This is a genomic window from Aulosira sp. FACHB-615 (genome assembly GCF_014698045.1).
In the GTDB taxonomy this organism is placed as follows: Bacteria; Cyanobacteriota; Cyanobacteriia; order Cyanobacteriales; family Nostocaceae; genus Nostoc_B.
The window spans coordinates 20,056-45,826 of record NZ_JACJSE010000022.1 but is presented as its reverse complement, the minus strand read 5'-3'; the positions used below and the strand labels follow the sequence as shown (position 1 = coordinate 45,826).

Genomic DNA, 25,771 nt, shown 5'->3' with positions numbered 1-25,771 from the left:
TGCATTTTTTTAACATCATCATAAATACTGCAAAAATTGAAATAATTAAGACCTTTGCAGAAATTGAGTTTACAGTGATGCCAGACACCCAGTCTAGGCTAATTTATTTAAGTAATGAGAATGGGTAATGAGTAATGAGTTAAGACTTACGCAATAACTCTTTCAAACGCTTATAACTTTGTTTCCTATCCTGCGGGTTCGCCGTTAGGTATTCTCGTAATACCAATTTTATGTAAATCTGCACAGTATTTTACCCCTCCCTAACCCTCTGACAGGTGTAGGTTTTTTACGTTCTGCCCCAAAAATCTTGATTTAGGGTGTAGGGGTGTAAGGGTGTGAGGGTGATGAAACTCTGATTAAATCGTGATTTTTAGAGTCGCTACTCATCACTCTGTTAAAAACCTACACTTGTGAGTCCCTAACCCTCCCCTTATAAAGGGGAGGGAACTAGATTGTCTTATTTCCCCCCTTTCCAAGGGGGGATTAAGGGGGGTAATTGATTTTTATATGCGTCTTCATATTAAATTGGTATAAGAGTAGTATTACTTACTACTCATTACTCAGCATAATTCTTGTCTATAAAACAGATGATTTATTTTCTGTTTCTTGAATAAATGATTCAAACTGATTATTCGGTGTCCATTGAATTGCACCATCGCGTCCAGTGAGAAAAATTTGGGTTGTGTTTTTACTGAGTTCATTCATAATTTTTGGCTCCAGGTTAGTAGAGGTAGCAATAGCTATTTTTGGCTGAAATAATTTAATTAAATCTTTCAAAGCTTCCGGCGTACACCACAATACTTGAGGACTAGGTAAACTGCCAGATTTAGCTAATCTTTCTATTTCTTGAGGCTCTACATCACCTACTAGTAACCAAGTTTGATTTTGAATTTGCAAATATAAAACAGGTAATTTCTCTTTAATTAGTTGGGCAACTGTTAAACCTGTAACTACTTGTTGTCCTGGAACAACAGTTTGATAAATACCTTGATGCTTTTGAATTGCTTGTTGAATTTCTTGATTTGTGGGGTTAGTCTCTGGCTTAAGAGCATATTTATAGAAATTTTTGATGGGAATGGTTTGTACTACTTCTAACCAAGCATTATTATCGTTATTATCAAAATCACTAGCGATCGCCCAGTCAACTTTATTCACGCCTTGCTGTTGCAAAAATGGTACAATTGTGTAACGTCCAGTACCTTCATCACCACTGTTAATTAAGGTGACATTGCCTTTATCTTGAATGACAACAACTGGTTCTGAACCAGCTTCTAACACAGTAATCCGAAATAATGTATTTGCGGAATGCCAAGCGGGAACGAGTACTAAACCAAATATCATTAGCCCAGCAAACCACCAGCGTTTTTGCCACCATTTAACTAAGCAAACTAAAAGAATCAAAGCATAAACGCCTAACATTTGCCAAGTTGAAATACTCCCCACGACTAATGAGTTTCCTGGCAAGTTACTAAAAAATTCTACCAACTGAATGAGCCAGTCGCTAGGATATTGCAAGACTCCAGCCAGAATACTACCAAGATTAGATGATGCTAATGCCGCGATCGCACTCATAATCCCACCAATACTAATCACGGAAATAAATGGTGTAGTAATCATATTCAGCAACAAACTATAAGCCGGGACTACACCAAATACTGCAAGTTGGACAGGTAAAGTCCAAATTGTGGCGGCTAAAGGTACAGCAATTAAAGATGCGATCGCAGGTGGTAGCCAATTCAATTTTTCTGTGATTGCTGGGACAGTGACAATTAATCCTAATGTGGCTAAAAAACTCAGTTGAAAACCTAAATCCCATATCCACAAAGGATTAAATAACAATAATAATGTTGCGGCTAATAAAAGCGAACCAAACTGTTTGACTTTTCTATCTAATAACAACCCAACTAATGCCGCACTACCCATAATTACGGCTCGTAATACCGCAGGTTGAAACCCTGATAAACCGAGAAAAATCATTAAACCTAAAAAACCGAGTGTAAATTGAATCGCCTTATTTGTGCGTTTTGTTAGCTGTAAAATTACACCCAAAATTAACGAAGTTTGAAACCCAGATGCAGCCAAAGCATGAGCCATTCCAGCTTTGACAAATAAATCCCGAATATCATAAGGCAAATCAACAGCTTTACTACCCAAAACCATTGCACTCACCAGCGTTCCTGCGGGAATGCCTAAACTTTCAACAAATGATTTTAAAATTTGCTCTCGAACTTGCCACCATCCCCATGTATTCTCATCATTGACAATATTGATTTGCCTTCCAATCAAACCAGCAAATGATCCTTCTTGTTTGAGATACTTTTGAAAGTCAAACGCACCAGGGTTAGAAGCGGCTTTTGGTTTATATAAAATCCCTGTGACAGCAATTTCTTGCCCAGGATGTAAGCCAGTTGCTTGCAGCAGTGGTAAAGTCACATACAATTTACCTGTAACACCTTTTGGTACACTGGCTGGGCCATTGCCATTTTTAATTTCATCTAGCTGAGTTGCTGCTAACCACAATTGTCCCCGTTGACTGCGAGTTAACCGGGGACTAGTTTCTACTTCACCGCGCACAATAAATAATTGTTCTTGATTCGCCACATTATCGGCGGGTACAAATTGACTAATATCTTTGACGCTGGGTTGTGGCGATCGCAATTGAAAATAAAAGGTTGCTAACAATCCTACCAAACCAGCAACTAACCAAGCTCGCGGATGAGGGAATGATTGCCAAATATTGGGTGTAGCTTTACTTTTGCTGACAATGCTTTCTTTGGGCTGGGGCGGTGTGTTGCGCTTTCTCAAAAAAACTGCCCCCACTATCGCCAAAATTAACACCCATACCCCACCCCAAGGAACAGCTGTAAACAACAACCCAAAAATATAACCAAGGCAAATAATCACACCACTCGTCTGAAGCATAAGACAATTCAAACTCTCAACTGGGCAGCACTCAAAATTGATGCTGTTGGTGAAGTATAGTTTATTAGATTCATACAAACAAAGCCCGCATTTGCGGGCTTCGTGTATCTAAACTAATAAAATTGACGCAGTGATGTGAAAAATCAAGGTACAGAGTGTAAGGATTTTGAATACCTAAACCCTTATACCCATTCTCAACAGACAATCATTGTGCGTTAGTCCTCAAGGTATTAAATCAACCCCAAGACACCGTGAATCACCAACAGCCCCAAAATTCCGCTACCTAAATAGGCATGGGTAGTACGTAAAGCAGGTTTATCACCACCAAAACCACCTAACGTCAGTAAACTATTAATTAATAAAAGTATTAGTACAAGTGAACCTGTCCAAAAATGGGGACTCTCAAAAATTGGGTGACGCTGCATCACTAAAGATAAAACTCCACCAGGATAACCAGCCGCTAAAAAGAAAAACATCCAAGGTGCTAGGAGACGATGCCCCATACGGTTGTTAAAAGACACATCTTTATCCTGCGCCAGCCTCCCGCGCCAGCCAGTCCATGCAACATAGCTACCCATCACTACCACAACAATTCCCATCATCACAGGATGCCCCCATTCCACAATCGGCTGGGGTATTCCCAAAGAACGAAACCAAGCCGCAAGAGGTTCTAGAGCTTCGCTGACGTTAATCATAATATCTTCAACATTTTTTAAGGATTACAGTAACTTTTTTATCACACTTTTAAGTATTGTAAAAAATAATTAATTTTTACAAGGAAGAGGGCGATCGTACTTCATCTCAACTTCCGTTGCATTTGAAATTTTTGATAAGCTTCATTATATTTATGCGCTTGTGTGTAAATCCAACTACTCTTTCAAGTAAGCAATCCCCTGCATCTGGGCATTTTTTTGCCTAATCTCAATATTGATATAAGTAGAAGAACTAAATTAAACCTAACTTGCGATTAACGGGTTTCGGCTCCGCTCAACCCTCTTTTAGCCAGCATAATGAGCATTGAGCGTTCGCGTAGCTTCTCCCTTGGGGAGAAGTCGAAATGCGTCTTCTAAATTATGCTGTCTATCTACTTAGTCATATCAATGATATTAGAAATTCTTCTCAGTTGTTATTAGTTACTTTGGAGTAATTATGTACCCAAAATGTGCTGTAACTTTAAAAAATCAATAATATTGCTACGGTCTGGTTCTGTCCATGTTTCGAGAAGTACTTTGACAATCTCTCTTGTATCGTGAGTATCTGCTTCTAATAAGCCAGCAATACCTAAACAAGAAATGGAAACTGTACCAATTGTTATAGCAGTCCGGTTTTTAGAATCGTATATCTGCTTTACAACTATGGGAATAAGTTCTTTATTGTCACCAGAAAGCCGCGCAAGAATAAACAATGCACGTCCTCTCTCCAACAACAAACCATTTTCGAGTATTTCTAATAATTTCGTAGTAGGAAATTGATAAAATTCATCATTATGTAAAAAACTTTTATCTTTCATTTACTAAATATCTTTAACGTCTCTGTATCATCAATGCAAAAATTTTTGATCAGTTCCAACTTATCGGGAAAGCACTTACAAAGCTAAGGCTTAAAATCTTTTTGTGACCCTATAAACCAGCACGCCAGGAAAATTAATTACCTCAGCTAATAAACTTCCATCCTCTTCTTTTTCAATTTCTATAGTTAAGTTCACAAGCTGTAAAGGTATTGTAGTAAAAGGATTCCTGGATAAAACAAACTTTATATGACCTCTGTTGATTCTAGCAAGCATACAAAAGCCAAAGCCTTAAAACCCGGTAGCCGTCGCCCTGCCAAAGAACTGTGCAGCGAATGTGGGCTGTGTGATACATACTATATTCACTATGTCAAGGAAGCCTGCGCGTTTATCACCCAGCAGATAGACACGCTGGAAACCCAAAGCCACAGCCGTTCTCGGAATCTCGACAACCCCGAAGAACTCTACTTTGGCGTGCATCAAGAAATGATGGCAGCCCGGAAACAACAGCCCATCGAAGGCGCACAATGGACAGGGATAGTTAGCACTATTGCCATCGAAATGCTAAATCGTGGCTTAGTCGAAGGCGTAGTCTGCGTTCAAAATACCAAAGAAGACCGCTTCCAACCCATGCCTGTGATTGCTCGCACCCCAGAAGAAATACTGGCGGCACGGGTAAATAAACCAACACTCTCTCCCAACCTTTCTATTTTGGAAGAAGTAGAAAAATCCGGGATGAAGCGACTATTAGTCATTGGCGTTGGTTGCCAAATTCAAGCACTCCGGGCAGTAGAAAAGAAACTCGGTCTAGAAAAGTTATACGTCTTAGGTACACCCTGCGTAGATAACGTCACCCGCGCCGGACTGAAAAAATTCCTAGAAACCACCAGCCGATCGCCTGACACAGTAGTACACTACGAATTCATGCAAGACTTCCGCATTCACTTCAAACACGAAGACGGCTCAATTGAGAAAGTCCCCTTCTTTGGCTTAAAAACCAACCAACTCAAAGATGTCTTCGCCCCCTCTTGTATGAGTTGCTTTGATTACGTCAACTCCCTAGCCGATTTAGTCGTTGGTTACATGGGCGCACCCTTCGGCTGGCAGTGGATTTTAGTGAGAAATGATACAGGTAAAGAAATGCTGGACTTGGTAAAAGACCAGATAGACACTCAACCTGTAATGTCCCAAGGGAACCGTAAAGAAGCCGTACAACAAGGGATTCCGGCTTATGACAAAGGCGTAACCTTACCGATGTGGGTAGCAAAAATGATGGGCGTAGTCATTGATAAAATCGGCCCCAAAGGGTTGGAGTATGCGAGGTTTTCTATTGATTCGCACTTTACAAGGAATTATTTGTATGTGAAGCGGAATCATCCTGAGAAGTTAGAAAATCATGTGCCGGAGTTTGCTAAACGGATTGTTGGGGAGTATAAATTACCGGAGTGATATTTCACGCAGAGGCGCGGAGGCGCAGAGAGTTTTTTAGAGGTTATTAACTACGCGGGATATTCCATCTTTGATGAGTGTGACGTTGAAGTTGATGAGTAATCCGACTCGTTTATCAGCAAGGCGGAGGTAAGTAAGTAGTTGCTTTTTGTGTACTGGATGAACCGCTTCTACCGATTTGAGTTCAACAATCACCCGATCCTCGACTATCAAATCAGCACGGAAGCCTTCATCCAAATACATACCTTCATAAATCACCGGAATTGCTACCTGTCTACTAACCTTTAACTTTCGCCTCCGTAACTCAAAATCCATAACCGACTCATAAACAGATTCCAGCAACCCAGGCCCCAATGTTGTGTGAACCTTATAAGCAACATTCACCACAGCACCAGTAATCTCATTCTCAATCATTAACTCTCTGCGCCTCCGCGTCTCTGCGTGAGACAATCCTAACTCATGTAACTTCAAGCACTCCCAACTGCTTCAATTGCCGCCTCTAATGCGATCGCTACATGAGTCCAATGAGTCCCCCCTTGGCAATAAACTATATAAGGCTCCCGCAACGGCCCATCCGCCGAAAATTCCAAGGTACTCCCCTCAATAAATGTTCCCCCAGCCATCACAACTTTACTCTCATATCCCGGCATAGCATCCGGTATGGGGTCAAGATAAGAACCCACGGGGGAATTTTGCTGCACCGCCTTACAAAAAGCGATTAATTTTTTCGCTGAACCCAGTTTAATCGCCTGAATCACATCACCACGAGGTGCAAGGGGCGCAGGATTCACCGGATAACCAAGTTTGTCAAAAACATAACCAGTCAAGAAAGTTCCCTTCATCGCCTCACCCACCATCTGCGGTGATAAAAATAAGCCTTGGAATAACAAGCGATTTTGGTCAAAAGTAGCACCGCCATAACTACCGATACCGGGGGCTGTGAGGCGACAGGCGGCAGCTTCTACCAAATCAGCCCGACCAGCTACGTAACCGCCTGCGGTAACAATTGTCCCACCAGGATTTTTAATTAAGGAACCCGCCATTAAATCCGCACCAACATGAGTGGGTTCTTGAGTTTCGATAAATTCGCCGTAGCAGTTATCCACAAAGCAAACAGTATCAGGATTTTGCTGTTTGACGATATGCACAATCTTGGTGATATCCGCAATTGATAAGCTAGGCCGCCAAGAATAGCCGCAAGAACGCTGAATTAAAACTAAACGAGTGTTATGATTAACGCTATTACTTAAAGCTTGCCAATCGATAGTTCCTCCTAAAGTTAGCTCCAATTGGCGGTATTTTATGCCAAACTCTATAAGGGAGCCTTGGCCTTCACCCCGTAACCCAATCACTTCTTCAAGCGTATCGTAGGGAGAGCCGACCACTGCTAACATTTCATCACCAGGACGGAGTACACCATAAAGGGCGCAAGCGATCGCGTGAGTTCCCGATACAAACTGCACTCGCACGGCTGCGGCCTCTGCACCCATTACTTCCGCAAAAACTTTATCTAAAGTTTCTCGTCCTAAATCATCATGACCGTAACCACTCACACTGGCAAAGTGGTGCGCTCCGACGCGCTGATTACGAAAGGCATCCAGGACTCTTTTTAGATTATGCTTGACCTGAGCGTCAATTCCAGAAAAAATCTCTAACAGTGCCTGTTCTGCTTGCCGCATCTGTTCCAAGCTGTTCATTATTTCCTCATTAAATAAAAAATTATAAATGTGCGGATTGTGCGATCGCGCAGATTAGGCTGAACAATTTCAACACAGGTTACTGCATGACAATTGCTACTTCAACTAAACCTCAAATCAATTGGGTGAATACCCTATTTTTCGTTGGTCTACACATCGGCGCGTTATTTGCCCTTGTTCCTAGCAACTTTAGCTGGACGGCAGTTGGTGTGGGTTTATTACTTTACTGGATAACAGGTGGTTTAGGAATCACCCTAGGTTTTCACCGCCTTGTTACTCACCGCAGTTTCCAAACGCCCAAATGGTTGGAATATCTCTTGGTATTCTTCGGGACATTAGCCTGTCAAGGAGGGCCAATAGAATGGGTAGGGACACACCGCATTCATCATTTATATTCCGATACTGACCCAGATCCTCATGATTCCAATAAAGGCTTTTGGTGGAGCCACATGGGTTGGCTAATTCACAAATGCCCTGCTCATGCTGATGTTCCTCGCTTTACCAAAGATATTGCCGAAGACCCAGTTTATCAGTTTTTAGAAAAATATTTTATTCTCATCCAATTTGCTCTAGGTTTTCTCTTGTTGTTTCTAGGCGGTTGGCCATTTGTCATCTGGGGAATTTTTGTTCGCATTGTCTGGGTTTATCATTGCACCTGGTTAGTGAACAGTGCTACCCATAAATTTGGCTATCGCAGCCATGAATCTGGCGATAACTCAACTAACTGCTGGTGGGTAGCCCTACTAGTTTTTGGTGAAGGTTGGCACAATAACCACCATGCTTTTCAATACTCAGCCCGTCACGGTTTGGAATGGTGGGAAATCGATATGACCTGGATGACAATTCAGTTTTTGCAACTCTTCGGTCTAGCCAAAAATGTAAAACTTGCAGACAAAAAGTCGTAATTCGTTTATCATTTGTCATTAGTTATTGGTTTGCCAATGATTAATGACAAAGGTATTTCTAATATCCATTAGTCAAATATTTTTGGGTTTTAGATTATTAGATGTTGAATTGACCTCATAGATAAATTGGTGATTTTACCATGACATACTCTTGGTCAGTTCTATCTAAAAGCTACTTACTTCTGTGCTTGGGTAGCTAAAGTTGCTATAATCCAGAGCGTTAATTCAAAGATTTTTACGACAAGTTACTTTGATGTGACTTGGTGGAGGAGTTTGTTGTTTTTTAGGTTTTCATGACTACATCAATCATCAAGACGCAAGCCACAAATAAAGACCTTAGTAATTCCCAACTAAGGCTCAAAGATATTATCAAAACTTTGCCAAAAGAATGTTTTCAGCAGAATAGACGTAAAGCTTGGACACAGGTTTTCTTCAATGTTTTGATGGTGGGTTTAGGCTACTATAGTTTGGCAATTTCTCCCTGGTTTCTATTGCCTCTTGCCTGGATTTTTACAGGGACTGCTTTAACAGGTTTTTTTGTAATTGGACATGACTGCGGTCATCGTTCATTTGCCAAAAAGAAGTGGGTAAATGATTTAGTAGGGCATATATTTATGATGCCCCTGATCTACCCTTTTCACAGTTGGCGAATCAAGCATAATCATCATCACAAACATACCAACAAGTTAGATGAGGATAATGCTTGGCATCCCATCCGACCAGAAGTTTTTACCAATTGGGGTAACACTCGTCAATCTGCTTTTAAATTATTCATGAAAAAGCGGCTGTGGTGGGTAGGTTCCATTGGACATTGGGCGGTTGTGCATTTCGATTGGCGCAACTTTAAAGTTAAAGACCAAGGAAGTATTAAACTTTCAGTTGCTGTAGTTGTGGTTTTTGCAGCAGTTGTGTTTCCTACCCTCATTGCTACAACTGGGATTTGGGGATTTATCAAATTCTGGTTTATACCTTGGATGATATACCATTTCTGGATGAGTACCTTCACCATTGTTCACCACACTTTCTCTGATGTGCCGTTTGACAAAGCCAGCAAATGGAATGAAGCAATGGCGCAGCTATTCGGGACTATTCATTGTGATTATCCCCGGTGGGTAGAGTTCCTGTGCCACGATATTAACGTCCACGTCCCACATCACATTTCTACTGCTATCCCCTCTTATAATTTACGCCTAGCGTACAGCAGCATTAAAGAAAATTGGGGAAATTATTTGCATGACGAATTTAAGTTTTCTTGGTCTTTAATGAAACAAATTACAGACCAATGTCAACTTTATGTGACTGATGAGGGTTATCAAACTTTTAACGAATATTACGCAGGTAAGTAAACCAAAATTCAGCTAAAATCTCGCTGAATTAATCTCAGATCCTCAAAGTAGAGCGAAGAGATTATTTGTCTGCACATTAAAGATTTCTGGCAATTCTCTATAAATTTTAGTTATTGCTCAGTGAATTGCCAGATATTTTTGTCTTGCGTCTATATCAGCATCGCAAGTATCCCAAAGGGGAAGGAAAACCTCTAAAACAGTTCGCCTTTATTTTTTATCAAAGAACCAAGTGCAATCAACTACTATCCCGTTCGACAGTTCTCGTGCAAATCAAGCTTCTGAGGATGCAACTAAACTGCCATTTACTCTCCAAGATTTAAAAGCTGCTATCCCAGATGAATGTTTTCAACCCAACGTCAGTAAATCACTGTTTTATTTCTTTCGTGACATTCTGATTATTGGTTCACTTTATGCAGTGGCGCATTATCTTGATTCTTGGTATTTTTGGCCTTTTTTCTGGTTAATGCAAGGCACAATGTTCTGGGCTTTATTTGTTGTTGGTCATGACTGCGGACATCAATCTTTTTCCAAGCATAAATGGCTCAATGACTTAATTGGGCATTTATCTCATACTCCTATACTAGTGCCTTATCACGGCTGGCGCATCAGCCATAGGACACATCATAAAAATACTGGTAATATTGATAATGATGAAAGCTGGTATCCTGTGAGTGAATCACAGTATAAAGAAATGCCTTTGGCACAGAAAATAGGTCGATATTATTTATTTTTATTGGCTTATCCAGTCTATTTATTTAAGCGTTCTCCCAACAAAGAAGGTTCGCACTTTTCACCAAGTAGCTCACTTTTCAAGCCCTCAGAAAAATGGGACATTATTACTAGCACTGCACTCTGGATTGGGATGGTAGGTTTGTTAGGGGTACTCACCTATCAATGGGGTTGGATGTGGTTGTTTAAATACTACGCTATGCCCTACATCGTGTTTGTGATTTGGTTAGATTTGGTAACATTTTTACATCACACTGAACCTGATATTCCTTGGTATCGTGGTGATGATTGGACTTTCCTCAAAGGTGCAATTTCGAGTATCGATCGCAATTACGGTTTGGTTAATCATATCCATCACGATATCGGTACTCACGTTGCCCATCACATCTTCTTGAATATTCCTCACTACAATTTATTGAAGGCTACTGAAGCCATCAAACCTGTAATGGGTGAATATTACCGCAAGTCTGAAGAACCAATTTGGAAGGCTTTATGGCGTTCTTGTGTTAGCTGCCATTTTGTCCCTGACACTGGTGGGAAGGTTTATTACACCTCTAATCATCATTAAAGAACAATAGCCACTCTCACGAAAGTGCAAGATGTGAGTTATGAGGCAATACAGTTAGTGAAGGTTTCGATCCCCCTAGCCCCCTTGAAAATAGAGGAAGTACAATCAAAGTTCCTCTTCAAAAGGGGGAATTAGGGGGATATTTATAATTTAAATTTCACTAAGCATCGAAACTTTGTATTAAATTTAATAGCAACGTGACAGAAGTCTTTGACCTGTATGGGATTGTATAAAAATCAAACTGGCTGAGTCAAATGAAGAGAATATTCAGCGCGATCGTTGTAATCATTTCTATTATCGCGCGACTTGATGGCGATGAAGTTTCTTGACTTGCTTTAGTTAACAAATATCGTGCTTCTACGGGTGCTTGTTCTTCTTATAAGGTAGTTAAAACCATCAGTGCTACCCACATAGGTAAAGAGCGAATATCTCCTAATTCATCTAAATACACCCGATGCACTTGTTCACCGTTCAACAATGAGCGATGGGGATGAGTATTTGTTTGCTCAATATTGCGTGATGGATAAATTATCACTGCTTGCCAATCAATAAATAGGGTACTATTACGGTAAAAATATAATGATGATTCGGCAAAAACTCTTTTATACAGATGTTCATCTCTTTGAAACTGTACCTCACAGAAATACACGATTCCTGCGCCTTCATCTTCTGGTGGGAGAAAGCGAAAAGTTTGTGGGGAAGGTTTCCTTCCACAAAACTTTTCAAGACAACGCCATCAATTTCAAATCTAGGTTCTTTAATAGCCACGGAATCAAACCGATAACTTTGAGCATTATTGGGAGGATGTTGCAGTAGCTCAAATAACAAAGGTGGGAATTGTTGAAATAGTTTATAAAATATCGAGTCTCGTCGCATAAAGAATTTTAATAGTTACTGGAAAAATATTTATGTATCTAGATGTTGTATGAGAGTAAGTTATTAGGTTTACATTGATAAATTTCTGATTTTTATCTATGTATCTCTGATTCTATCTGGAATTAATTATCCTCTGCTTAAAAAAATATTAAAATTGTTTGTATTTTTAACAACGAATTTACTTCAGTAAAATTATTGAAACTCTTATATTTCCGCAGAGATGACTAAATTTTTCAGCAAAAATAAACATCAGCTTTTAGGATGATTTTCTAAATTTAATTGTTTGGTTTAATGGGGCGAGTGTTCTGTTTCCGTTGAGGTTAAGTTCATAATGAAGGGAAAATCTCTGTCGTTGATTGGTACAGCTTTGACTTTGGCTTTGAGTGCTAACGTTGCAGTTGCTCAATCCAGTAAATCCCCAATTGCTCAGTCCAGTAGCCCATCCACTAGTTCACCAACGGAAATTCAATTGTCACCAGAAGGTTTAAAAATTCTGTGTGAACGTTTCCCCTTAAATTCCCGTTGTCCCAACGGTCAACCACTTACCCCAAGTTCTTCTGGTACTACCACCGTACCCGAAACACAGCCTTCTAGCACCACAACCAGCCCAGACAGTACAACAACCACACCTGAGTCAACACCTAACAGCACAACAGTACCTGCTGAACCTACAACTCCTGGCAGTACAACTGCACCAGATTCCACAAATCCTACCAATACAATTCCCGCACCTGGTAGCAGCACACCAGAATCTACAACTCCTGCACCAGATTCCACAACTCCTAATCAAATTACACCAGCCCCAGATTCTACAACCCCCGGTAGCACTACTACACCAGAATCTACAACTCCTGGCAGTGTAACTCCTGCACCAGAATCTACAACTCCTAATCAAATTACACCAGCCCCAGATTCCAGCACTCCTGGTAGTGTAACTCCTGCACCAGAATCTACAACTCCTGATAGTGGTGTTCAACCAGGTTCGACATCTCCTTCCAAGTAAAAATACAAAACTTGGTTAGGGAAATTTCTTTATAAGAGAGAGTGCTAGGCGATCGCACTCTCTCTTATAATTTTGGCAACTCAAAACAAAAAGTAACGCTGCGCCATTGGTAAAACTGTTGCAGGTTCACAAGTCAGCAATTCGCCATCAGCCCTGACTTCGTAAGTTTCTGGGTCTACTTCAATGTGTGGTAATGCGTCATTTAGCTTCAAGTCACCTTTACTTAATTGGCGAGTTCCAGTCACCGCCACAGTTGATTTTTGTAATCCCAACTGATGGGGAATTTCTCTTTCTAAAGCTGCTTGGGAAACAAAGGTGAAAGATGTTGCATTCCTCGCACCCGCAAAACTGCCAAACATTGGTTGCATGTGAACGGGTTGGGGTGTGGGAATACTGGCGTTAGCATCACCCATTTGCGCCCAAGCTATCATTCCACCTTTAATCACTATCTCTGGCTTGACACCAAAAAATGCAGGTCGCCACAAGCATAAGTCTGCAATTTTTCCGGCTTCTACAGAACCGACATAATCAGCAATTCCATGTGTAATTGCAGGATTAATAGTGTATTTTGCTACGTATCTTTTGGCGCGTAAATTATCTGCTTGGTTATCTCCCTCTAAACTTCCCCGTTGTACCTTCATTTTATGGGCAGTCTGCCAAGTACGAATTATTACTTCCCCTACTCTCCCCATTGCTTGGGAGTCAGAAGAAATCATACTAAACGCCCCTAAGTCATGCAAAATATCTTCGGCGGCGATGGTTTCTCGGCGAATGCGCGACTCCGCAAAAGCCACATCTTCGGCAATGCTGGGGTCGAGGTGATGACACACCATCAACATATCTAGGTGTTCATCTAAGGTATTGAGAGTGTAGGGACGGGTGGGATTTGTCGAAGAGGGGAGAACATTTGCTTGACCGCAGACTTTGATAATATCGGGTGCATGTCCGCCACCTGCGCCTTCGGTGTGGTAGGTATGAATGGCGCGGTTTTTAAAGGCGGCGATGGTATCTTCCACAAACCCGGCTTCGTTGAGGGTGTCGGTGTGGATGGCGACCTGGACATCGTATTCATCAGCCACACTCAGACAAGTATCAATGGTGGCGGGAGTTGTCCCCCAGTCTTCATGCAGTTTTAAACCCATTGCACCGGCTTGTACTTGTTCTGCTAATGCTTGGGGTTGACTGGCGTTACCTTTACCCAAAAATCCCAAGTTCATCGGAAAAGCATCAGCAGCTTGTAACATCCGGTAAATGTTCCAAGGGCCGGGGGTGCAGGTGGTGGCGTTGGTTCCGGTGGCGGGGCCAGTTCCACCGCCAATCATGGTTGTGATTCCAGAGGCGATCGCCACTTCAATTTGTTGAGGACAAATAAAATGTATATGGCTATCAATTCCGCCCGCCGTGAGAATCATTCCCTCTCCAGCTAAGGCTTCAGTTCCAGGGCCAATAATAATATCTACGTTGTCTTGAATATAAGGATTACCCGCTTTACCAATTTTAAATATCTTGCCTTCTTTAATGCCGATGTCTGCTTTGACAACTCCCCACCAATCAAGGATTAACGCATTGGTAATGACTAAATCGACAGCACCATCGGCGTTAGAAATGGGGGATTGTCCCATCCCATCACGAATCACTTTACCACCGCCAAACTTCACTTCATCACCGTAGGTAGTAAAGTCTTGTTCGACTTCGATAAATAATTCTGTATCAGCTAGGCGGATGCGATCGCCTACAGTCGGCCCATAGGTTTCTGCGTAGGCGCGGCGAGACATTCTGTAACTCATAACTAATCCTGATAATTATTTTTTATTCCCATCTGAAACACTCCAGCTACTGAAGGCAGATTTGAGTTTTAGGGTATATAAACTGAGGTGGGTTCAATTCCTAATTCGCTGCGCCATTGGGATAGGGGTTTATCCCAGTTTTCTTCCCATTTTTGGGCTATGAGGGGTTTAGCTTTGGCTCCCATACGATAGCCTATAGCAATTTGTGTTAATAAATGATCCATTTGTTCTGGTGCATTAATTAATGTTCTCATTAATCCCCCTGCTAAGAGAATGATGGGTAAGGGGATACGAATTTGAGCTAAACAAAATGCTTGTAATCCTAATTCTCCATTGACATCAAAGCCTAATCCTGTAACTACATGCCAAATATCATGAGTTTGTCTGAGGCGATGCAAGATATAGCTGGTGTCGTCTGTGATTTTTAAACCCCGATAGTAATTGGGATCAAAACCTGTTTCTTTTATATATTTAGCAAAAGCATATCCTAGTGAACCTTCAGGACATTTGCCGATCGCTTCCATATCTGGAGGCGGTGCAATATAACGTTCTTGAATAATTTGTGCGACTTCTGGTTTTGATTTGATATATTCAATTGCTAATTTAGTCGCTTTGATGTTAATCATCCCATCTTCAATATCAGGAGTTGCATCAGCACGACCAGGATCTATAAATAGAGTAATTGCACCTTTTAATGTGTTTAAAAATTCTAGATTTAACCCGCGTAAATCTTTCAAAAACATCTGACCCTGCCTTTATGTATTTGGTATTAAGGCATGAAAGCCTTAACTATAATTGGCCATTTACCTTAGCATTAAAACCGTAAACTTGCCGGCTACCAGTAAAGGGTATTAAAGTGACTTCCTTTTCATCCCCTGGCTCAAAGCGTACTGCTGTACCAGCCGGAATATCAAGGCGCATTCCTTTGGCTTGTTCTCTATCAAAAATTAATGCAGAATTGACTTCATAAAAATGAAAATGTGAACCTACTTGAATAGGGCGATCGCCTGTATTTGCCACTGGCAATTTTACAGTCGGACGACCTGCATTTAGTTCTAGTTCCCCTGCTGCTGTGATAATTTCTCCAGGTATCATAGTAATTTTCTAAAATAAATTTAACGAATTGGATTATGTACTGTCACTAACTTTGTGCCATCTGGAAAAGTGGCTTCTACCTGGACTTCATGTACCATTTCTGCGACACCTTCCATGACATCATCTTGGCTTAATAAAGTTGTGCCGTAACTCATCAATTCCGCAACAGTTTGTCCATCTCTTGCGCCTTCTAAAATTGCAGCAGATATATAAGCCACTGCTTCAGGATAATTTAATTTCAAGCCTCTTTCTTTGCGTCTTTCCGCTAATAAAGCAGCAGTAAAAATTAATAATTTATCTTTTTCCTGCGGCGTAAGTTGCATCTTTGCATCCTTTATCGTTTGTTTAAATCTGCCAAACTCTCGGTATACATATACCACGACTTAAAAAAGATGTTCGTAGTATGTGCCAAACAGCTGTAAACCAGTTTCGCACCTCAGATGTGGAAGCGCCGCGATATCTACACAAAAGTCCATGTTCTAGTTGTGTCACTCCTATTAAGTGCTGAGTGCTGAGTGCTGAGTGCTGAGTGCTGAGTGCTGAGTGAGGAGTGGGGAGTGGGGAGTGGGGAGTGGGGAGTGAGGAGTGGTGGGTAAAGAGAGAACGTGCTTGTTTGACAATTTCTGTGGAGACTGGATGACCAAGCCAAAGCAAGCTACCGACGATGGGTTGTCCAAATAAACCAGATGGACTGTGAAAAATTTCGGGGTTCCCTGGTAAAAATTGACGGTCTATCCATAATGGAACACCTTGCTGCCAAATTTCAGTGTGCGATCGCCATTTTCCTTGTAAGAATTTCTCGCCTCTAGCACTGCGACCAAAGCGGGTAATTTCCCAGCTTAAAAAACTCGCTCCGGGTGCTAATTCTACCTGTAAATCTTGGCGATAATCTGCGCCGTTAAACAAAATTGTTTCTTGGGGTAACAATTCTAAACAAGCGCCTGCATCAATTTGAATATCTAGAGTTTGTCTAGCTTGTAAACCATTACTGCGATAGATTTTACTGGCTGCGGCTGTGGTGATTAAAGCTTGGGTATCGGGTTTAAGGTGAAAATAAGATGATAAGCGATCGCCTCCCACCACACCCCCGGCTGTATGTAAAATCACACTATGACAGACTTTTTCACCTTCTGGGTAAAACGGACGTTGCACTTTGAGGGGTGCTTGATGATGGTTATAAATTAGCTGGGTCGAATTTTGGCGATTCTCATATACTAAGTTTAGTTTTCCCTGCCAAGCTGTTGCTGTTTGTGGTTGATCAATCATTGTGAATCAAAGAAGTTGTCACGCTCAAACTTCCACCTCAGCAATTTTAATTGAAGAAGGCAGAAGGCAGTCCAATGAAAAAATTTCACAACCACACATGAAAATGTCACAGTCTCCAGTCAAGATTATTGTCTGGGAAATCGAAATACCGAACATTTGCCTGTTTGGGCTGGAGTTTCCTCTGGGAACTATTTTAATTTTTCTCGTACTAATGTCTCATTTTTGAAACCAGTCAATACGGCTGTTCCATCTTTAACAAACAATGGACGTTTGAGTAACATCGCATCAAGTGTGAATGCGTCTATCCATTGTTGTTCACTCCAAGTCTTTTTTTGTTCGCCTAAAGCGCGGTAAGATTGCCCGGAGGTATTTCGCATCACAGCAGAACCCAGGGACTTTACCCAGTTTTCGATTTGCTCACGGGTGGGCGGATTTTCTTTGGTGTTGATAAACTCATAGTCAATTTGGTTGTTTTGCAGCCAAGTTAGAGCTTTTTTGCAAGTACCACAGTTGGGTATGCCGTAGACTTGAACAGACATAATTAAATTTGAGCAACAATTTCCAGATATACCATTTATAGGTTTGAGATGATGCCTATGAATTATTAGCCCCTAGTTGGAGGCTATAAAGATTGGCATAGACTCCTTGTTGTTTTATCAGTTGTGTGTGAGTGCCTTGTTCGACAATTTGTCCTTGTTGAATGACTAAGACTTGATCTGCTTGGGTGACGGTGCTGAGGCGGTGAGCAATGACAAAGCTGGTACGACCTTGTAACAACCGCGCGATCGCACTCTGCACTAATGCTTCTGTACGAGTATCAATACTGCTAGTTGCTTCATCTAAAATCAAAATTCGGGGATTAATCAACACCGCACGGGCAATACTAATAAGTTGTCGCTGTCCTTGACTGAGGGGCGCACCTCGTTCACCTAGTTTGGTGGCGTAACCTTGTGGTAAGGAAGTAATAAACTCATGGACATTTGCCAATTGAGCCGCACTTTCAATTTCGGCTTGGCTGGCGTAAGGAGCGCCAAAGGCAATATTTTCGGCGACAGTGCCACTGAACAAAATATTATCTTGCAAAACAATCCCAATCTGACGGCGCAAACTGGCTTGGGTGACACGCCGCACATCAATGTCATCTATTTTGACTGCCCCGCCAGAGACATCATAAAAACGCAATATTAGGTTAATGATTGTCGTTTTACCTGAACCTGTTGACCCGACTAAGGCAATCATTTGTCCAGGACTAGCGTGTAAGTTCACGCCTTTGAGAACCAGTTGCTCTGGATTATAGCCAAAGGTGACATTCTCAAATCTCACCTCACCTTGAATTGCTGGCATTTCTTGGGCATCCGGCGCATCTTTGAGTTGGGCTGGTTCATCTAACAGCAGGAAAATCCGCTCTAGTCCAGCAAAAGCTGATTGGGCTTGGGTGTAAAACTGACTGAGAATTTGAATCGGGCGGAAAAATTGTTGGACGTAGAGTAAAAATGATGTCACCACACCCACTGTTGCGGCTCCAGTAACGGCGAGATAACCACCGAATGCGAGTACGCCTGCGGTGGCGAGGGTGTTGAGAAAATCAATTGAAGGTAAAAAGGCCGCAGTAATCGCCACAGCTTCGACATTGGCATCCCGGTTAGCTGCGTTGAGCAGGTCAAATTCTTGAATGTTGATGTGTACGCGGTTAAATGCTTGGGCTTCACGCACACTACTAATATCTTCTTCTAATTTGGCTGAGAGGTCGCCAATGGTTTGCCGGGTGACGCGGAATTTAGTTCTTGCCCAACGAGCAAATAAGCTGGTGGTAAAAATCATCAGTGGTACAACTAGGTTACTCAATAAACCGAGTTGTAAATTAATAGCCAACATCGCAATGACAATTCCAACCAAACTAAAAACGTTACCCAACATTTGGGCAACGGTTTGTCCGAATGCTTGATTGACGGTATTGACATCATTTAGTAAGCGACTCATCAAATCGCCTGCTTCACTGCGGTCAAAAAAGCTGAGTGGCAAACTCTGAATTTTCAGAAAGATATCTTGGCGCAGTTGTGCCAATAATCGCTGCATAATCCAGCCGACACGCACAATTTGACCACGGGTTGCCGAAATACCAAGTACGTAGAGTAATGCTAATAGTCCTAACAGCAGCAACAACCCAGATAAATTACCTTGGGCAATTAGATGGTCAACTGACCAACCAAGTAAAAAAGGTGCGATCGCCTGAGTTGACGCACCAATTAGTACTAATGTCAAGGCAATGGGAATTTCTTTGCGATATGGTCGCAGGTATTGTAAAAATCGCCTGACGGTTGAGAGTTGCTGAGTTGCCAGTTGCTCAGATGCAACAATTGGGCTTGTACCTCTCATAAGAATTTTGGATTTGGAATTTTAGATTTTGGATTGGGAATGGCTGTCTGCGGCTGGTGGCAATTATGGTTTCAATTGCGACAATTTCTATTGTATTTAATTCTGGAACTAGAAAATTCAACGCTGACAACCAGTCATGTTTATGTTGGCTGAAACATCACCAAACCAAATTCTTCGCCAGTGGGACGAAAACCGATCGCCTGGTATGCTGCTAGGGCTGGATAATTTTCTCGATTGGTGAATAAGATAGCACGTTCAACTCCGTGCGATCGCGCTTCTAATAATGAGCCAGCTACTACACATTTGGCGTAACCTCTACCCCTTAAAGCTGGTGGTGTCCATACGCCGCCAATCTGCACAATATCAGGTAGCCAAGCATTAAAAGTTGTATAAGCGATGGGCGTATCTTGGGCGACTAAAATCCAATGTCTCGCCCTGGCTTGGCGTGCTTCTAACTCACGGCGACAATTCACGACTAAATCAGGGGTGTGGGGGTGTCCCAAAGCTTCTATATTGTAGTCAGCACACCAATGGCTAAGTAAGTCAAATTCTTCTGGGTAAGGCAAGCGACATTCAACTTCTCCTGATGCTAAAGCTGGAGGTACTTGTAAATTTGGCAAGGCTAAAGACAACAATATTTCACTGTCATCAAGTTGAGTTGGTCGTTCAACTAGTCCCAAAACTTGCTTAGTGGCTGTAACTTGCACTGTAGGGCCGGCAATTCCCGAAATCTGGCGATGGGACTGGTTGACTACTGCTTGTACCACTTCCGCCAGATGCGCTGGTGCTTGAACTATGAGCATCCCATTCCAATAATGTGCGGCGACTGCAACTATAATTTCATTAGCGATCGCGGCTATGTATGTTCCCTGAAACCTTGCACCTTGGTCGAGTAACCCTGCTTCACGCCAATTTGAGCGCAAAAACATTGAAGTATCGGCGTGTTGCAACAAAAAGTTTTCGAGCAATGCTTCATCGCCAGGTTCCAAGGTTTTTAAGGTAGCCACACAAAACTCCGCTAGTTGAGTTAGAAAGCCATGTTGATAAATGATTGCAAGGGTTAATCAGACATTGCTGTTACTCTAACTTAGTCAACCAGAAAATACTACATTTAATTTGGTGGATCAAAGCGATTCACTACCGTAGCCCACAAAATCATAGGTGAACCTACCGCTAAACAAAACAACCACTGTGACAAGTCCAAAGGTGCTGTTTCAAACACTTCATTAATTAACGGCACATGAGCAAAGGCAATTTGCAAAATAATTGCGCCTACAATTCCTAATCCAATGGCAGGGATATCAACGTTTTCTTTGATTGTGCCGTCCATTTTGGCAATCAAGTTGGGAATTAATTGGCTGATACTCAATAAATAAAATATGCGTCCAGCAATTAGAGAGTTAATTGCCATTGTTCTCGCTAAATCTATATTGCCTGTGGTTTGGCGGATATATTCAAATACCCCAAATATCACAATCCAATTAAACAAAGAAATTGCCAAAATTCGTTTTAACCTGCTGCCAGAAAGTAGAGGTTCATTAGGATGGCGGGGCGCTTGCTGCATAACACTTTGGGCTTTTGGCTCAAAGGCTAAGGGAACCGTCATCGTGATGGAATTGAGCATATTGAGCCAAAGAACTTGTAAGGATAAAATTGGCAAATCTCTGGCTAGTAATGTGCTAATTAAAATTGTCATTGATTCCCCGCCATTAACAGGCAAGATAAAGCAAATTGCTTTGAGTAGATTTTTATAAACGGCTCTTCCTTCTTCTACTGCCGCTTCAATGGAGGCGAAATTATCATCGGTAAGTAGCATATCTGCGGCTTCTTTGGCGACTTCTGTACCAGCACCACCCATCGCAATCCCAATATCTGCTTGTTTTAAGGCTGGAGCATCGTTGACACCATCTCCTGTCATAGCGACAATTTCGCCTTTTGATTGCAAGGCTTCGACTAAACGCAGTTTTTGTTCTGGGGCGACACGGGCAAAAACTACACCTTCTTCGGCAACTTGGGCGAGTTCGGCTTGATCCATTTTTGCGAGTTCTGTCCCGGTGAAAGCCAGAACAGAGCCATTTTTATTAATGCCCATCCGACGAGCGATCGCTTGGGCTGTGATTGCATGATCACCAGTAATCATTTTTACCTGAATCCCGGCTTCTTGACAGGCTTGTACTGCCTTAATGGCACTTTCACGCGGTGGATCAATCATTCCTTGCAAGCCGATGAAAGTTAACCCAGTCTCAATATCTGGATGATCAACTGTATTCTGCTCGTCGGGGACTGCCTTTTTTGCCAAAGCTAAAACCCGTAAGCCTTGCCGCGCCATAATATTAACTTCGCGCTCGATGCTGGTTTGTCGTAATGTTTCTACACAATCCAAGGGGCGGAGTTGTCCCTCAGTATTTAACATCAAGGTGCAGCGTTGGAGTATTGCTTCTACGGAACCCTTAACATAAATAGTTTTACCTTGAGGTGTGACGTGCAGAGTCGCCATGTATTGAAAGTCTGATTCAAAGGGAATTGCATCTAGTCTGGCCATTTCTTGGGCGAAGATTGACTGATTAAAACCGCCTTTGTGGGCTGATGTAATCAACGCTCCTTCTGTGGGATCTCCCATGACTCCCCACTTGCCATTTTTCTTTTCTAAATGAGAGTCGTTACACAACAAGCCGGCAATTAAGCATTCTTGTAAACCTTTATCGCTATTGAGGTTCACGGGTTTGTCATCAATTAAGATTTCCCCATCTGGTGCGTAACCTATGCCACTGACAGTATATTGATGTCCTCCAGCGTAAATTGCTTGTACTGTCATCTGGTTTTCTGTCAAAGTTCCAGTTTTATCGGAACAAATTACAGTTGCACTCCCTAAAGTTTCAACGGCTGGTAATTTACGAATAATTGCGTTGCGCCTAGCCATCCGGGAAACACCTATGGCTAAGGTGACTGTAACTACTGCTGGTAATCCTTCCGGGATGGCACTGACTGTTAAAGCGACAGCTGCTTCTAAAGCTTCTTGAAAACCGCGAAAGCTTAATCCGACGACGAAGCAGAGGGTTGCTAAACCTAATACCATATACAGCCAATTTTGGCTGAATTTATTGAATTTCCTAGTTAATGGTGTGGAAATATCTGTGTGTTGTTCCATTAACTGGGAAATCCGCCCTGTTTCAGTGCTGTTACCCGTAGCAACTACAATCCCAGTACCTTGCCCAAAGGTAACAAAGCCACCTGCGTAAGCCATGTTTTTGCGTTCGGCTAAGGCTGTATCTGGCTTGATAGTTTGTATATTTTTTTCTACTGCTACAGACTCACCAGTTAACGCTGATTCATCAATTTGTAAATTTTTAACTTGAATTAACCGTAAATCTGCTGGGACTTTATCACCGGAAGTCAGTAAAACAAGGTCTCCTGGGACTAACTCTCTAGAAGGAATGCGGATTTTTTGACCATCACGGAGGACTGTCGCTTCTGTGGTAATGGCTTGGGCTAATGCCGCGATCGCACCTTCGGCTTTTGATTCTTGCACAAACCCAATGATGGCGTTGGTAGTAGTCACACCCCAAATCACACCAGCATTCACCAAGCTGCCAGTTAAGGCTTTGACTAAACCTGCACACAGCAAAATAATCAGTAGTGGTTGGTTAAATTGCAGTAAAAATTTTAACCACCAAGCTTTGCCTTTCTTGCCTGTCAGTTCATTTGCCCCGATCTCGGATAGTCGCTGCTTGACTACTGCACTACTCAAGCCATATTCGACATCAGTTTGTAATTGGGCGATCGCATCGGCAATCTCTAACGTATGCCAAACACTAGGCTGTTGTTCTTGAGGTGCGGTGAAAGTTACTGCCTGTGCCATACTCAATACCTTTATTTTGGTGTTTGAATATATTTAACACTAAAAAATAGTGCAGAAGTAAAAATGACACTAATTAAAATTGATACAAATCATAGTTATGTTCAATGGTTGCGAAGTGAACATCGAAGTGAGTATGCTTGCCCTTACAGTGGGGATAAAAACTCAAGGCAAAAAGTACGTGAATTTAGATTTGTCTACGCCTTTACAACTAATTGGGCGATCGCTAGAATTTCAGAGGATTGTAGAAGTATTAGCCCAAGATGGAGACTTGCTAATTACTGGGGTTCCTGGTAGTGGAAGGCGAACTCTGGTACGAACAGCAGCCCAAGAAGTTGGGGCGATAGTTTTGGAGATAGACTGCATCCGCGCTACTGATGGGGATAGATTTATCCAACTGCTGGCGGAAGCGATTAGTCAAAACTGGCAAGCAACAGCAATTCAAGACTGGGTAAACAACTTTGGCAATGAGTTTTTCATCTATCATCCAGAAAGGAAGCTCAAGCTATTGCGTTCTTTAAACCAAAAGCAACAATGGCAAGCATTTGAAATTTTGCTCAATTTGCTGCAAATCATGGCTGTGAATTTAAATCAGCGTGTGGTGTTGATTTTGCAGAGTTTTCCCCATATTCGTTCTTGGGATCGGAATGGTTTGTGGGAGGGTACATTTAGGAGAGAAATTAATGTGCATACTCATGTCAGCTATGTTTTAGTAGCAACCATCGCTGAGAGTAGCCATCATACAGATGAGACCAACTATCCTTTAGAAACTATCCAGTTAGCACCTTTACCTAGAGAAGTTTTAGCATTATGGGCGCGAGAAACATTACATACACAAGGACTGAAATTTGATTCTCGTTCTCAGGCACTGCAATTATTTTTAGATGCTGTACAAGGACATATTGGTGATGCAATGGCGATCATTCGTCGCTTACAAACTTTTTCTGGTAATGATGCTTTAATTAGTGAATTTGCTGTGCAGCAAGCAATAGAAGGTTTACTGAAAGATTTATCTTTAACTTTTGAATCTTTAGTGATGTTATTGCCAGCAAATCAGTTACATCTTTTAGAATCTTTGGCTTTAGATCCTACAGATAAGCCACAAAGTAAAGAATACATTCAAAAACATGGTCTGTCTAGAGGTGGTAGTCTGCAAGGTTCCCTAATTGGATTGCAGCACAAAGGTTTAATTTATAATGCTGAACATGGTTATAGACTAGCGTTACCTTTATTAGCTTTATGGTTGCGACATAAATTAAGTTAGAGATGTATACAGCGTTTCTCAGCTAGTAGTAGCGTGACAGGACTAAAATAGTGCATTAGTAAAAAGTGGAAAACATTGATTTATCTCAATTGAATCCAAAATATATTGCAACATTTAAGGCTAGACAGTCCACTAGTTTATACCAATTCGCAATTCGCAATTCGCAATGACGCGACGCTCATTCCTCGCTAACGCAATTAAGAAATCTAGCTCCAGTAGACTTTCCTAATTTCTATCTGTCGCATTCTTTTCTTAAATTGGTGTTATGTAGGCTTTGAGTCATAAAGTTATGTCAAAGTGCTGAGTCACAAGACAAAATTTCATACTTCAGACTTGATAAAGTTTTTCCCAGTCAGGAATAGCCTCACGTTGAGCAATTAATAATTGTTGAATACCTTTTTCGGCAAAATCTAACAACTGATTTAACTGAGTGCGAGTAAAACTACCTTCTTCTGCTGTTCCTTGAACTTCAATAATTCCCAGGCGATTATCCATAACAACGTTGAAATCGACTGTAGCGGCCACGTCTTCTGGGTAGTTTAAATCTAGATATGGTTCACCGTCTAATAAGCCTACAGAAACGGCTGCTACTTGTCCAGATAAAGGCGATCGCTCTAACACCCCGCGCTGTAATAATTGCGAAATTGCCTGCGCTAAAGCCACAAAACCACCTGTAATGGCTGTGGTTCTGGTTCCTGCATCGGCTTGCAACACATCAGCATCTACAGTGATGGTACGTTCTCCTAAAGCTTCAAAATCTAAGGTAGCTCTTAAGCTACGTCCGATTAACCGTTGAATTTCTTGCGTCCTTCCCGACAATTTCAACAATTCCCTTTCCTGGCGTTGCTGGGTGGCGGCGGGTAACATTCGGTACTCAGCCGTTAACCAACCTTTGCCACTTCCCGTTAAAAATCTCGGTACTCCCTCAGTCACGCTGACATTACAAAGTACCTGAGTATCGCCGCATCTAGCTAACACTGAACCAGGCGCAAAGCGAGTAAAGCCAGACTGAAAGCTTACAGGACGGAGTTCGTAAGGTTGTCTGCCATCGGGACGCTGCCATGCCATTGAATTTGCCTCAAGATTTTCCTATTAGAATACTGTGGGAAGTGTGAAGTCTGAAAT

The 25,771-nt window shown here is 41.8% G+C and carries 21 protein-coding genes and 1 pseudogene; 6 read left to right on the top strand and 16 right to left on the bottom strand.

The annotated features are described in order from the left end of the window. Nucleotides 1–576: 576 nt before the first annotated feature. The 3 genes from H6G77_RS25740 to H6G77_RS25730 all read right to left on the bottom strand — a co-directional run bounded on the left by H6G77_RS25740 (nt 577) and on the right by H6G77_RS25730 (nt 4,432). Nucleotides 577–2,922: a ComEC/Rec2 family competence protein gene (locus H6G77_RS25740; RefSeq protein WP_190873077.1), complete on the bottom strand. Its 2,346-nt coding sequence runs from the start codon at nt 2,920–2,922 to the stop codon at nt 577–579. Between the two features lie 230 nt (nt 2,923–3,152). Further along, nucleotides 3,153–3,617, bottom strand: a complete 465-nt coding sequence (locus H6G77_RS25735; protein WP_190675042.1) for a DUF4079 domain-containing protein — start codon at nt 3,615–3,617, stop codon at nt 3,153–3,155. Nucleotides 3,618–4,069: 452 nt separating this feature from the next. Further along, on the bottom strand, nt 4,070–4,432 hold the full coding sequence (locus tag H6G77_RS25730) for a hypothetical protein (RefSeq protein WP_190592414.1): 363 nt from the start codon (nt 4,430–4,432) through the stop codon (nt 4,070–4,072). Nucleotides 4,433–4,678: 246 nt separating this feature from the next. Here H6G77_RS25730 and H6G77_RS25725 point away from each other — a divergent pair, with 246 nt between their 5' ends. Continuing rightward, a complete protein-coding gene (locus tag H6G77_RS25725; protein ID WP_190873076.1) occupies nt 4,679–5,878 on the top strand; it encodes a Coenzyme F420 hydrogenase/dehydrogenase, beta subunit C-terminal domain in 1,200 nt (399 codons plus the stop codon). 36 nt (nt 5,879–5,914) lie between these two features. Here H6G77_RS25725 and H6G77_RS25720 read toward each other — a convergent pair whose 3' ends face one another. Both H6G77_RS25720 and H6G77_RS25715 read right to left on the bottom strand, forming a co-directional pair. Next, nucleotides 5,915–6,292, bottom strand: coding sequence for a GxxExxY protein (locus tag H6G77_RS25720; RefSeq protein ID WP_190592411.1), 378 nt, complete (start codon nt 6,290–6,292; stop codon nt 5,915–5,917). A 53-nt stretch (nt 6,293–6,345) separates the two neighbouring features. After that, complete coding sequence (locus H6G77_RS25715; RefSeq protein ID WP_190873075.1) at nt 6,346–7,575, bottom strand: methionine gamma-lyase family protein; 1,230 nt, start codon at nt 7,573–7,575, stop codon at nt 6,346–6,348. An 86-nt stretch (nt 7,576–7,661) separates the two neighbouring features. On the opposite strand from H6G77_RS25715, the gene H6G77_RS25710 reads away from it, so the two are divergent. From H6G77_RS25710 to H6G77_RS25700, 3 genes are all read left to right on the top strand, one after another. Next, nucleotides 7,662–8,480 carry an acyl-CoA desaturase gene (locus tag H6G77_RS25710; protein ID WP_190592409.1) on the top strand — a complete coding sequence of 273 codons (819 nt, stop codon included), beginning with the start codon at nt 7,662–7,664 and terminating at the stop codon, nt 8,478–8,480. A gap of 293 nt (nt 8,481–8,773) precedes the next feature. Continuing rightward, nucleotides 8,774–9,826, top strand: coding sequence for a fatty acid desaturase (locus tag H6G77_RS25705; RefSeq protein ID WP_190592408.1), 1,053 nt, complete (start codon nt 8,774–8,776; stop codon nt 9,824–9,826). Nucleotides 9,827–10,055: 229 nt separating this feature from the next. Next, the gene (locus H6G77_RS25700; RefSeq protein WP_190592407.1) at nt 10,056–11,123 is read left to right on the top strand and encodes a fatty acid desaturase; all 1,068 of its coding nucleotides are present in this window, start codon (nt 10,056–10,058) and stop codon (nt 11,121–11,123) included. A 274-nt stretch (nt 11,124–11,397) separates the two neighbouring features. Here H6G77_RS25700 and H6G77_RS25695 read toward each other — a convergent pair. After that, nucleotides 11,398–11,999, bottom strand: a pseudogene (locus H6G77_RS25695) (Rpn family recombination-promoting nuclease/putative transposase); the annotation flags it as partial. Between the two features lie 331 nt (nt 12,000–12,330). Here H6G77_RS25695 and H6G77_RS25690 point away from each other — a divergent pair. Further along, entirely contained in the window at nt 12,331–13,002 is a 672-nt protein-coding gene (locus H6G77_RS25690; RefSeq protein ID WP_190592406.1) for a hypothetical protein, read from the top strand. A gap of 80 nt (nt 13,003–13,082) precedes the next feature. On the opposite strand, the gene ureC is transcribed toward H6G77_RS25690, so the two are convergent. From ureC to H6G77_RS25645, 9 genes are all read right to left on the bottom strand, one after another. Next, nucleotides 13,083–14,789, bottom strand: coding sequence for an urease subunit alpha (gene ureC / locus H6G77_RS25685; protein WP_190873074.1), 1,707 nt, complete (start codon nt 14,787–14,789; stop codon nt 13,083–13,085). 68 nt (nt 14,790–14,857) lie between these two features. Next, nucleotides 14,858–15,532: a Coq4 family protein gene (locus tag H6G77_RS25680; protein WP_190873073.1), complete on the bottom strand. Its 675-nt coding sequence runs from the start codon at nt 15,530–15,532 to the stop codon at nt 14,858–14,860. 46 nt (nt 15,533–15,578) lie between these two features. Further along, a complete protein-coding gene (locus tag H6G77_RS25675; RefSeq protein WP_190592403.1) occupies nt 15,579–15,884 on the bottom strand; it encodes an urease subunit beta in 306 nt (101 codons plus the stop codon). Between the two features lie 20 nt (nt 15,885–15,904). After that, nucleotides 15,905–16,207 (bottom strand): urease subunit gamma, encoded by a 303-nt coding sequence (gene ureA / locus H6G77_RS25670; protein ID WP_190675063.1) that lies wholly within the window; start codon nt 16,205–16,207, stop codon nt 15,905–15,907. A 22-nt stretch (nt 16,208–16,229) separates the two neighbouring features. Beyond that, nucleotides 16,230–17,150, bottom strand: a complete 921-nt coding sequence (locus H6G77_RS25665; RefSeq protein WP_190592401.1) for an urease accessory protein UreD — start codon at nt 17,148–17,150, stop codon at nt 16,230–16,232. Between the two features lie 188 nt (nt 17,151–17,338). Further along, the gene (locus tag H6G77_RS25660; RefSeq protein WP_190592400.1) at nt 17,339–17,689 is read right to left on the bottom strand and encodes a Spx/MgsR family RNA polymerase-binding regulatory protein; all 351 of its coding nucleotides are present in this window, start codon (nt 17,687–17,689) and stop codon (nt 17,339–17,341) included. 55 nt (nt 17,690–17,744) lie between these two features. After that, nucleotides 17,745–19,526 carry an ABC transporter ATP-binding protein gene (locus H6G77_RS25655; RefSeq protein WP_190873072.1) on the bottom strand — a complete coding sequence of 594 codons (1,782 nt, stop codon included), beginning with the start codon at nt 19,524–19,526 and terminating at the stop codon, nt 17,745–17,747. A gap of 140 nt (nt 19,527–19,666) precedes the next feature. Further along, nucleotides 19,667–20,533, bottom strand: coding sequence for a GNAT family N-acetyltransferase (locus H6G77_RS25650; RefSeq protein ID WP_190873071.1), 867 nt, complete (start codon nt 20,531–20,533; stop codon nt 19,667–19,669). A 104-nt stretch (nt 20,534–20,637) separates the two neighbouring features. Then, nucleotides 20,638–23,385, bottom strand: coding sequence for an HAD-IC family P-type ATPase (locus H6G77_RS25645; protein WP_190592397.1), 2,748 nt, complete (start codon nt 23,383–23,385; stop codon nt 20,638–20,640). A 133-nt stretch (nt 23,386–23,518) separates the two neighbouring features. Here H6G77_RS25645 and H6G77_RS25640 point away from each other — a divergent pair, with 133 nt between their 5' ends. Continuing rightward, entirely contained in the window at nt 23,519–24,646 is a 1,128-nt protein-coding gene (locus H6G77_RS25640) for an ATP-binding protein (RefSeq protein ID WP_190592396.1), read from the top strand. A gap of 327 nt (nt 24,647–24,973) precedes the next feature. On the opposite strand, the gene rph is transcribed toward H6G77_RS25640, so the two are convergent. Then, on the bottom strand, nt 24,974–25,714 hold the full coding sequence (rph, locus tag H6G77_RS25635; RefSeq protein ID WP_190873070.1) for a ribonuclease PH: 741 nt from the start codon (nt 25,712–25,714) through the stop codon (nt 24,974–24,976). Nucleotides 25,715–25,771 lie beyond the last annotated feature (57 nt).